Consider the following 10,742-nt stretch of genomic DNA (forward strand, 5'->3'; position numbering starts at 1 on the left):
AAGAAGTTATTTTGGAGTCGCTTGTTTGGTAAATAAATTAAAATGTAATGATAAAAAGACTTTTTCTATTTATTTGGAAAAAGATAAGAAGTGAGTCTTTTGTCTATTATTAATAATGATATTAGATTTTTAGCACTATAAATGTTAGTCAAACATATATTGTAGTATTGGAATAGGTTTCACTCACTTATTTCAATTCATTTCATTTTATTTTATAGTCTTTTTTAAAAGAACATCAACGGGCATTGGTGTTCTTTTTAAGTAGGTTGATTTTGAAAAATAAGAATTTTTCTTTGTTTTAAATTTGTACTTGTTGTATTTGTAAAACTTTTAAAGTAAGGTTTAATACCATTCTTTCATGGAGAGTATTAAATGGTTCGTTTAAGTCTGTTAGACAAGGGGAAAAGTCTAATCCAACAAATTGAGTACTAACTAATTCGCAATATGGTTGTTTGTTATAAAAAATTGTATTTTCGAAGGGATATTTTTCTGAATGTGGTAAATCACCGTTTTTAGGATTAATAAAATGAGATGTAGTATCTGAGGAACCAGCTATTAAAGCTAAAGATAGAAAATCATCCTCTAATAGATCTATAGAATTAGAAAATGGAACATTTACAATGCAGTTATATATAACTCTATTATATTCATCATTTACATATTCAATATTTTTACGAATATATCCTTGGAAAAATAATTTAGCTTTTGTAACTAGGCGGTAATTTGTACCTGGTATTGGGGTAAATGCTAGAGGAACTAAATTACATTGTTTCAAAAATACGTCGTTTTTTATGATACGTTTAATTTCAATTGCTGGAGGATCTAATGAAATATTGGATTCTACAACAATTTGAATTGTTCTTTCAGTTAATACAACTGGCATTTGTACAATTGGTGCTTCTGTAGTAATAATTGGTGCTTCAATTTTATTATTTAATTGTGTTTGAGTTTGTCCTATCACCTGACATGATGTATTAATTGGATGTTGTTCATTCATCTTATTTAGTCTCCTTTTTGAAATTACTTTAGATTTTTAAAACTGTTTAATGCCAATGTATTAATTTTTTTTTATTTATGTTATTCGTATCTATAAAATTTATTAATGTTACATACAGATAAATAGATTTAAAGTTATTATGAAGAAGAGAGATATGATTTTTGTGTGTTTGAGTTTTTCAATTTATTCATATCATTTTGAATGTATACTTTCGATAGTGATTTTGGAGAAAAATCATGAATTGTAATAAAGTCAATCAAATAGATAATATGAATGTAAACTAATATCCAGAAATTTACATTGGAACTTACAATTGAAATCCAACATACAATGCTATGAGCATTTACAACATAGTTTTGGTTAAAACCACAGCTAATCACCTCCTATGAAAAGTAGCCATAGGAGGTGATCGTATGAACGAAGAAAATATTGTTTTATGTGGAGCTGCTGTTGAACAAGCTTTAATTTATTCAACACTGTCATCTATTTTTTCGTTCACCTTTATTAACAGGTCCAACAGGAGAAACAGGAACCTCTATAACAAACACTGGTATTTAGACTTATTAATTATTTCACTTAGTTTAGTTCAGACTGCTATACCTAAAGCAAATCTTAATTTTAGAAAGGAACGCTTTATTTTATAAATATCGAAGATTATTTGGAGTGAATCTAGGTTCTTTATATATTATTAAATAGGTTTATATCTGTTACATAAGGACTTGCGCTTTATATTTATTTTTGCTTTTTAGGTTTTTTTCTTATACTTATTAGTTTACTAATTAATAAGTTATAGGGTGTAAGTGGGTGAAAGATAAGGTTGGTGTAAAAATGAGAGAATTTAAAAGAAACTGCAAGCACGAGGATAGGTGTGATCGTTTTCTTCCCCCTGTACCTCCAATTGAAGTTGGACCAACAGGACCAACAGGACCAACAGGGCCAACAGGACCAACAGGACCAACAGGACCAACAGGACCAACAGGACCAACTGCAGTAGCGTGTTGCCCATGTACAAACGTTCTTGACAACCCTGGATTTGACGTACCTGGAGTGACAGGTGGTGATGCTGTACCAGGATGGGTTCAAACAGGACCCGTTTCAGAAGTAGGTGACCCTTTTGCTCATAGTGGTCGTTTTCTTCCAAGTGGTATATTTAGTCGTTTAGCTGCATCTATTGGACCTGGCGGAAGTTTGACTCAACTTGTTGATGTTGATGCAGGATGTTGTTTTACCCTTTCGTTTGCTGCGGATGTAAGAGATGAAGCAGAACTTATCGCTGCTGTATCGTTTCCACAACTCGTTGGACATGGATGTCCTCCTGCCTCTACAACGCTTGGACCATTAAACATCCCGCATATTGTACCATCTCAGAATCAACCGCAATCTGTTTTCCAACATTATACGCTTGTTGTATGTATACCTGATGGTGTAACAGCAGCATGTATTTCGTTCCAAAATACAGCAACAGGCGGAGTAGGTGCAACAGCTTTTGTAGATAATGTTGTATTCCAACCTACCGGTGGACCTTGTACTTCATGTTCACAAAATTTTTAATGTATTGATGTATTTGCAGTTTTTAGTATAAAAAAGAGAAGGATTATAAAAATCTTTCTCTTTTTTATTTATAAACTATTTCTTAAAAAAACTGTTCTATAAAATATTTAGTTTCACTAATATTGCTAATAAAAGTTGGATAAGAATTTGAACATTTACTGCTATATCTGTATCAGTAGTCGTAACGGTAACATTTCTAGAATTGTTAATAAAGGTTTTTTGTCTATTAATTTGTTTAACAGATGATTTTTGTAACAATTCTTGAGTTACTCGATCAGCTTTCTCACTATCTGCTATAGAAATACTTAAAATAACTACAATTGCAGCTTGTAACGCTGCTTGAATAGATAATGCTGCCTTTGTATCTGTAGTAGTAACTTGTACATCTGCTGAATCAACAATTGATATATATTCTTCAGAAATTTGATAAGTTTTACTTTCCTGTGCAGCTGCTTCTGAAACGTTAGCATCATTAAAAGATGGATGACAATTAGAAGAATCTAATGCACTCCACTGTTTGTTTCTCTTTGCACTCCATGCATTTCCCATAAAATCGCTCCTTTTAGTCTAAAAAATTATTAATTTGAGATTGGATTTCCGAAACTATACTTTTAATTTGTTGTTTTTTTTCTGGCGATAAATTTTTAAATTTATCTTCTTTTATTTCATGTCTCTTTAAAATATCTGAGAGTAAAAGATCTAATAGTACACTTTTTTGATCCTTATCAAATTTAAAAGAAGATAGTTTGTTTAAATCATCCATTTTAGTTATCAACTCCTAAAAATTAAGATGTATAGTAAAGTTTTATAGATTCACTAATAGCATATGAAAATATTTATAAAAGTTATGGACAAACCTTAAAAAAATTAAAATGTTGATGTTGGTCAATCGAAACGGACCTAGCGAAGCAAAGGGAGTATTTGACTTGACCAACTGCACTATACCCAAACCCTCTTGGCATTGAACAAACTACTGTTTGTTCCTGCCAACCGGCGAGGGAGTCCCTCAAGGATTGAGGGGTTGGGGAGTTCGATTGATGGGGTCAAGGGGAAGGGTTCCCCTTGTAGGTTCGGACAAAGTCCGAGTTTTTTTCCATGCTTTGCATGGATCGGCGAAGCCGAAAAGCGTCGCAGACCCCTATCGATTTTGATACGTTAGTGTCAAAATAAGTATAGGGTTACGTTAATTGACACAATTTCGTCGCCTTGCTAGACTTATTGTATCAATTAATCTAGGGGAAGTGGTGGCACCTTATGTTGGGTTCTATTTCATTTAATCAATCTTACCAAAGTTCATTAAGCCATAATAATAGAGAAAACATTCATGGTAATCCTGGTATTGATCCATCAAGGTTAGACGAGAATATTTACTTTGTTCAAAATGACATTCGAAGTGTATACAAAGATGTCTTTCAAGAAGCAGTTGATAAATATAACGAGAAACAAAAAAGGAATGACCGTAAGATTGATGATTATTATGACAAAATACATAAAGACGATAAGACACATGAGCAACGAGAACTGGTTGTAGCGATTGGGGAGGGCAAAGACGACCCAAAGTATAGGGGTGCTAAAAAGGAAGCACTGAAGCGCTATGCTGAAGCGTTTCAAGAGCGAAATCCAAACCTAGCGGTTTATAACATGGTTTTACATGATGATGAAGCGAATCCGCATTTACATATTAACTATGTACCGAATTTCGAAAGTAGTCGAGGATTAACGAGGCGTGTCGGAATGGATAGAGCTTTGCAACAACAAGGTGTCGAAGGAACGGGAAGAAAGTTAATTGCGCATTGGAGAGAAACGGAAACCGCTTATATCGAGCAATTGGCTAAAGAATATATTCCGAATTTTGAACGTGCTAATGTAGGTTCACATAAGTACATGAAAGTCCGTCAATACAAGGAGTATGCAGAAGCAAAGTCAACTATTGAAAATCAAGTAGAGGAAAAAGAAACAAAGTTACAAACGATTGACGATCATTTAAAAAACGTTGAAGAGAAAACAAACGAATTAGAAATAACGAAAAAGAGTTTGGAAAGTGATGTCGTTGATACGTACAAAGAATTAGAGATAGTAAAGCAACAAGTAGAGAGTGAAAATGAAAAGCTGCAGTTAATTGGCCAGCGTCATATAGAGTTAGAAAAAAGAGTAGAACAAATGCAAAAAGAATTAGATAGTGCTACGGATCAAGTACCAAATGAATCTGTTAAAATTCCATTTTTACGTAAAGAAGTAGTAGTAGAAATACAGGATAAAATGTTTGGAAAAGCTGAAATCACGAAGAAACAGACAAGAAATTATGTGTTATCACCAGAACAATATCAAGAAGTAACAAAGCAAGTGAATGCAGCGGTTACTATCAAAAAGGATTATGAGCGTTTGAAAAAGACAGATTTTGTGAAAGAGAATGAGAGTTTAAAAGTGAATGCAGAGGGATGGATGAAAGAGAATCGAACGTTGAAACAAGAAAAAAGTCAGTTACAAAAAGAAGTTGGTGTATTAAATAGAGAAATAAGCTCGTTAAAGGTTCATATAAAGGATTTACAGGCAAACATAAGGGTTTTATATCAACAGACAAAAAAAGTCTTTAAAGAGAAATTTAAGGCGTTTAGGGGGCTTATTAAAGAAAATTTGGATAGAAAGGGAATTAATAATTATTTTGAGAATGAACATAAGAAAGAAATTAATAAACATAGGGGATTTGACATGGAACGGTAAACCAGGTTATTGAAAACGTGATAGAATGAAAAAAAGAGCCATGCGGGAACATGACTCTTTTCATAGGGTATTCTACGAAAATACCTAGAATTCAATTATCTGATTATAGATTATCATAATTTGATTTATAATCAAATAGCAAAAAATAGGTGTTTTTGTTGATTCCCTCAATTAAGGAGGAATTAACTTAGATATGACAAAAAAAATTATTGATTTTGGACAAGCTGAAAAAAAGGCAAAAGAAAGAGATAGTAAAATTAATAGCATTTATGAAAAGCTTGAAGGTAGTGGTGGACTTTCTGAAGAAGAAAGAGTCATTATGCTACAAGTATTAAGTAAAATGTCTGGTGGAGAAGAGTATTTTATAGGGAAGAAGAAAAAACCTACAGATCGGGTGAGATTTGTCCAAATGATTACAGAGAATATTGATTATTTATGTGAAATTGGCTATTTAACTCAACCAGAAAAGGCATTTTTATTTGATATTTCAAGATTTCTAGAATTTAAATCAAATGTTATTGTTGAAAAAAATGAAGATGATGATATAAAACCGAATACGGCATCTCCTAGTTATTTAGCTAAGAAATTAGGGAAAACAAGGACTTCTATTTCAAAAATAATGAATGAATTGCTTGAAAAAGGGGTTTTAGGAGTTGCAGAAACAGGTGTAATAACTGAAGATGGAAGGACTTGTTCAGCAAGAACTTGGTTTGTTAACCCCAATATATTATGTAATTCACCTAAAGATGATATTGATAGAGCAACTCAACAAATTTTTTCAAAAGCGCTACGTAATATCAAAATTGAAGGTAATAAGAAAAAACATAAACTACCAATTTATTTATTTTAGATGTCGATTTTATATTGACATCTTTTTTTATGTGTGTTTTTACACTTTTTAGGTGTTAAAAAAAATTAACACAGGTGTTAAAAAAAATTAACACCTCATGTCTTATAAACCCTTGATATTACTGACTTTCTTCACTTTGCTCTTCTCACTCTTATATATAAGGCTAAAAGTTCCGCAAGGAACAGGTAGTATTTTTGAGCAAATAACGCTCAAAAATCTCCACCTTCAGAAAAAAAGTCGGTTCGTTAATCCTTACCTAAAGGCTATCGCCTTTTCTTTTTTTCTGTCCTTGCGGAACTTTTTTCGGCTGGTTTTTAGCTTTCGCCAAGCCGAACAGACCAAAAACGGGGTTAAGTTGCTCGACTTGGATCAACAATTGTACCAGCCGAACCGCCAGTTCTTCCGTTCAAAATATTCTTCTTTTTCTATATGAAATTAACGCTATGTGGGGTTTCGTCCCCACACGACGAGCCAGCACTCACACCCAAAAACAGGGGGGAATAGCATGATAAAACATTTTCACACTGTAGAAATAAGGTTTTTTTTGAAATTTGCTATTTTTTAGAAAGTATGTTAATTTAAGAAAGACCTATTTTTGTTCGGTTTGAGATTAAGAATAAATTTTGTTTTTCGTCTAAGGTATTTGAGCAAGGGTAGTAACATATGTGTGGGTATCCACACTAGGAGGCAACAATTATGGAACAAGGTAAAGTAAAATGGTTTAATGCAGACAAAGGTTTTGGATTCATCGAACGTCAAGGTGGAGAAGACGTATTCGTACATTTCTCAGCTATCCAAATCGACGGTTACAAATCTTTAGACGAAGGACAAAGTGTAACGTTTGAAGTAGAACAAGGACAACGTGGCCTACAAGCTACTAATGTTCAAAAAGCTTAATATTAGTTCATGAAAGACCCTCTTGTAGGGTCTTTTTTTGATTTTGTTATAATATTCCGAATACAAATTTTTAAGGGGATTTGGGGTGCTTAATTCTTAATGAAAAAGAAGATATTAGGGCTATCGCCAGCATTTTGGAAAAAACTACGCTAAGCCAAAAATATAATAAGCCGTCCATATGGACGGCTCATTTACATAATTCCCGATATCGGAAGTAAAGCAAACCCTTCCGGTTTTGAATAAGGAAATACTCTTTACTTCTGTTTGTTCTCTTCTAAAAGTTTGATAATCTGTTCATTCTGCTTAATCTGTTGCTCGGAATTATTTTTAATCAGCCGAAGATTGTCCCAAATCAGAATGAGAAAAACGAGTGGAACCATTGCAAACAATACAGACAGCATAATATCTCTCCCTTTTTCCTAATTGTACCATTTAGGAAGAGTAATAAGGTGCTGAAAGTTGGATGTATATTTTATACATGTGAGGTTAACATAACGTCTCATTATCGGTAGCAAGGACAAGGGGGGATCCGCTTTATAGCAGGGATTTCTCCTTGTCCTATTCTATTTTTCTATACATCTTTTTATACATTGTGGAGATACTAGGGTTTTTCAGGCTTATGAATGTCCTGTATTAGTACAAAAATTTGCATAAAATTATGTATAAAAAAGCTTTTTTATTTCCAGAATTTCCACCAATGTTGTTTCTTTTCTATAGTAGGAGCAACTAGTTGTTTAGTCTCTTGAATAGATTGTATGTTATGTAGTAGTTGTTCATCTCTTTCTTGTAACAATTGTTCATGGTATTTTTGGTATATTTGTATATCGTCTTTCAATGTTTGAAATTCTTCTTGAGTTCGTCGTAGTTCTTCTCTTATGGATTGAAGTTCTTTCGTTATTTCTTCGCGTTCTTCGCGTTCCTCATGTAACAGTTCACGTAACAAATTAGTATTGTTTTCGCGTTCCAATATTTCTTTATCTCTTGTAATAAGCAAAGGTGGGGAATCCATTGGATCATGGGACGTTCCACTCGTGTTCCAATTTTCATTATTTATATTTATTGCTACAGCTTTTGCAGCATCCACCTTGTTATATCCGGCATCTTTCATAAGTGTTTGAAATTGTTTTAAAGCTTTTATATCCTTTGAAGTAAAGGTTCGATACTCACGATTACTTTTAGGATCACGAATTTTTATAAAGGTGTATTCGTGTTTTTCTAATTCTAAACACCATTTACGTAAATAGCTTTCGCTAATACTTAAAATTTCTGCTACTTCCTTAGTTAGGAAGGCGGGAAGTGGATTGGATTGTATACCGTTCCGCGTTCCATCAGACATCGTTCCTCACGCTCCTTTTCGCGTTCCAATTGACGTTCCTGAAAATATATTATACATGATAAAATGAAATACCTCTGAAATATAAAATTTATTGGTAATATAGGTCAGATCACATTTTAAGGGTTAATTCGTGATTTCAACTACAAAATTAGAAGAATAAATGGGGAAGATGAGAATACATTTACAATTGTGAGAAAAAAGTATTCTTTTTTTGTTGTGGATAAAATTGTGGGTAAAATGGAGGAATATCTGATGAATATTATTTATATAAAAACAAAAAATCAATATAAAAGTGAAAAAGAAAATGAAATGGAAACTATACCAATTATAAATCGAGTATATTATGAAAATGGAGAGATTAAATTCGAAATATTAGGGGAGCAAAAAGTTCCTATGACATGGTTAGATAAATAGAGAAAAGGCACTCATTTGAGTGCCTTTTTGTTTTTGTAGGTATGGATTTATGTTTTGATTTATTTGTTATATTTTGAAGTTACTTTGTTTAATAAATAAATTTTTAAATTTATGAGAAAAAAGAAAGAAGAATTTTTTAGGATTCTTCTTTCTTTTTAGTCTATGAATATTTTTAATTAGCAGTTAAATCCTCTTGTAGGCGCTCCGAGTTGAACTTGTTGAGTTTGTAATACTTTTAAAGTCAAATCAAGAACGATTTTTTCACGTAATTTGTCAAATGCTTTTTCGGAATGTGTTCTTTCACATGAGCCTTCACCATGACTATCATGATCACTATGACATGGTGCATAGTCAAGTTCATAAAATTCTGCACTGATTAATTCACAATATGGTTGTTCATTATAGAAAACATTATTTTCAAAGAAGTATTTGTCTAGACGAGGAATATCAGTATTTTTTGGATTAATGAAACGAGCTTTGCTTTCTGAAGAGAAAGCTATAATTGGTCTAGAAAGAAAATCATTACCAGCTAATTCAGCAAAACCAGAGAAATGCACTTTTGCAATTTTATCATAAATTACGCCATTGCAATCATATCCTGCATATTCAATGTTTTTACGAATATAACCTTCTACAAATAATTTTGCTCTTGTTACTTCTAAATATCCTGTTTCATCAATTGGTGTATAGTCAACAGGAACTAGTTTACACTGTGTTAAAAATACATCTTTTAATACTCTTTTAATTTCTACTGCTGGTGGACAAAGTGGAATATCTGCTTCTACTACAATTTGAAGTGTTCTTTCTGCTAATACAACTGGAATTTTAACTCTTGGATTTGTTGCAAGAACAGGTGTTACATCACTATCGCTAAGTGGAGTTCGTGTTTCTGATTTAACTCTACAATCTTTGTTGTGATTGTCATTGTTGTACTCAGGTTTATTCAATTAAAATGACCCCCGTTTATTTTATATTTAAAGTTATCTACTTAAATATGATATTTAATATATCCATTTGTGTGAGGGCCTGTATAATAGTTATTTTTCTTATTTTAAGATATAAAGGCTAAATTAGATTAATAAAATCAAGATTTTTTATGCTAGTTTTTGTTTAGTATGTATTTTCGTCTAAATATTGAACCATCTTGAATAAAAAAACATAAATTATATGTGAGTTGAGTACTGTTGTACTTGTTTACGTTTATATAGAAATCTTCTTTAAAAAGAAAGAAAATCTACTAATAGGTTTTTTTTTTTAAATAAAATTGATATTAATTGATGGTTATAAAAGGTAATACAAACTTTTTTTAAAGAAGGAAAACACTATATATCAATTGAAAAGCAGCTTAGAACAGAGGGAGAATAAAATATGTCTCAAACTTATTGGGGGTCTGAGGTAGCTAAGAACTTAGGGATTGGCTCAAGTACTTTGCGTAAATACTGTCTTGCTTTGGAGGAAGCTGGGTATCCTTTCGAGCGCGGTAACAATAATTCTAGAATTTTTTATCATAATGATGTAGCAACTATAGAACAGTTAATAGTTGCTATGAGAAAGAATAATTTAACGCTAGATCAAGCTATAAATTTAGCAATGACAAGTGTTACAAAAAATGAGGTAGTAATTACAGAACACATAAAAACATTAGTAGAACGTATAAAACGATTGGAACAACTTAATTTAGAGTTGATTCAAAGATTTGATCAACAAAGTAAACTTTTACAGGAAAAAGATGTTCAACACATAATAAGAGAAGAACAAAGAGAGGTTCAATTAATGCAGGTATTAAGAGAAATCCAGGATAGTAGTCGCCAAATAGCAGCTTTAGAACAGAAGAAGTTATTTTGGAGTCGCTTGTTTGGTAAATAAATTAAAATGTAATGATAAAAAGACTTTTTCTATTTATTTTGAAAAAGATAATAAGTGAGTCTTTTTTGTATTATTAATAATTATATTATATTTTTTTAAAAAAAAATTTT

12 protein-coding genes are annotated in these 10,742 nt (G+C 31.9%); 7 read left to right on the top strand and 5 right to left on the bottom strand.

Annotated elements, in window-relative coordinates:
- Positions 1-298: 298 nt before the first annotated feature.
- Entirely contained in the window at positions 299-997 is a 699-nt protein-coding gene (locus tag ACYVEC_RS23775) for a CsxC family protein (protein WP_063223664.1), read from the bottom strand.
- 413 nt (positions 998-1,410) lie between these two features.
- On the opposite strand from ACYVEC_RS23775, the gene ACYVEC_RS23780 reads away from it, so the two are divergent.
- Both ACYVEC_RS23780 and ACYVEC_RS23785 read left to right on the top strand, forming a co-directional pair.
- Positions 1,411-1,641, top strand: a complete 231-nt coding sequence (locus ACYVEC_RS23780; RefSeq protein ID WP_231428616.1) for a hypothetical protein — start codon at positions 1,411-1,413, stop codon at positions 1,639-1,641.
- A 184-nt stretch (positions 1,642-1,825) separates the two neighbouring features.
- Entirely contained in the window at positions 1,826-2,548 is a 723-nt protein-coding gene (locus tag ACYVEC_RS23785; RefSeq protein ID WP_460508622.1) for a collagen-like protein, read from the top strand.
- Between the two features lie 96 nt (positions 2,549-2,644).
- Here ACYVEC_RS23785 and ACYVEC_RS23790 read toward each other — a convergent pair whose 3' ends face one another.
- Positions 2,645-3,097: a spore coat protein gene (locus ACYVEC_RS23790; RefSeq protein WP_000525985.1), complete on the bottom strand. Its 453-nt coding sequence runs from the start codon at positions 3,095-3,097 to the stop codon at positions 2,645-2,647.
- 13 nt (positions 3,098-3,110) lie between these two features.
- Positions 3,111-3,311 carry a hypothetical protein gene (locus ACYVEC_RS23795; RefSeq protein ID WP_000342270.1) on the bottom strand — a complete coding sequence of 67 codons (201 nt, stop codon included), beginning with the start codon at positions 3,309-3,311 and terminating at the stop codon, positions 3,111-3,113.
- 491 nt (positions 3,312-3,802) lie between these two features.
- Here ACYVEC_RS23795 and ACYVEC_RS23800 point away from each other — a divergent pair, with 491 nt between their 5' ends.
- From ACYVEC_RS23800 to ACYVEC_RS23810, 3 genes are all read left to right on the top strand, one after another.
- Positions 3,803-5,269, top strand: coding sequence for a plasmid recombination protein (locus ACYVEC_RS23800; protein WP_460508615.1), 1,467 nt, complete (start codon positions 3,803-3,805; stop codon positions 5,267-5,269).
- Between the two features lie 193 nt (positions 5,270-5,462).
- Complete coding sequence (locus tag ACYVEC_RS23805; protein WP_016514228.1) at positions 5,463-6,119, top strand: MarR family transcriptional regulator; 657 nt, start codon at positions 5,463-5,465, stop codon at positions 6,117-6,119.
- A 696-nt stretch (positions 6,120-6,815) separates the two neighbouring features.
- The gene (locus ACYVEC_RS23810; RefSeq protein ID WP_000434820.1) at positions 6,816-7,016 is read left to right on the top strand and encodes a cold-shock protein; all 201 of its coding nucleotides are present in this window, start codon (positions 6,816-6,818) and stop codon (positions 7,014-7,016) included.
- A 676-nt stretch (positions 7,017-7,692) separates the two neighbouring features.
- Here ACYVEC_RS23810 and ACYVEC_RS23815 read toward each other — a convergent pair.
- Entirely contained in the window at positions 7,693-8,352 is a 660-nt protein-coding gene (locus ACYVEC_RS23815) for a DUF3967 domain-containing protein (RefSeq protein WP_098556575.1), read from the bottom strand.
- Positions 8,353-8,604: 252 nt separating this feature from the next.
- On the opposite strand from ACYVEC_RS23815, the gene ACYVEC_RS23820 reads away from it, so the two are divergent.
- Positions 8,605-8,766 (top strand): hypothetical protein, encoded by a 162-nt coding sequence (locus ACYVEC_RS23820; protein WP_162840210.1) that lies wholly within the window; start codon positions 8,605-8,607, stop codon positions 8,764-8,766.
- 176 nt (positions 8,767-8,942) lie between these two features.
- Here ACYVEC_RS23820 and ACYVEC_RS23825 read toward each other — a convergent pair whose 3' ends face one another.
- Positions 8,943-9,713 (bottom strand): CsxC family protein, encoded by a 771-nt coding sequence (locus ACYVEC_RS23825; RefSeq protein ID WP_063223662.1) that lies wholly within the window; start codon positions 9,711-9,713, stop codon positions 8,943-8,945.
- 421 nt (positions 9,714-10,134) lie between these two features.
- Here ACYVEC_RS23825 and ACYVEC_RS23830 point away from each other — a divergent pair, with 421 nt between their 5' ends.
- Positions 10,135-10,632: a DUF3967 domain-containing protein gene (locus tag ACYVEC_RS23830; protein ID WP_063223663.1), complete on the top strand. Its 498-nt coding sequence runs from the start codon at positions 10,135-10,137 to the stop codon at positions 10,630-10,632.
- Positions 10,633-10,742 lie beyond the last annotated feature (110 nt).

It is taken from the genome of Bacillus sp. MN7755, assembly GCF_054771475.1.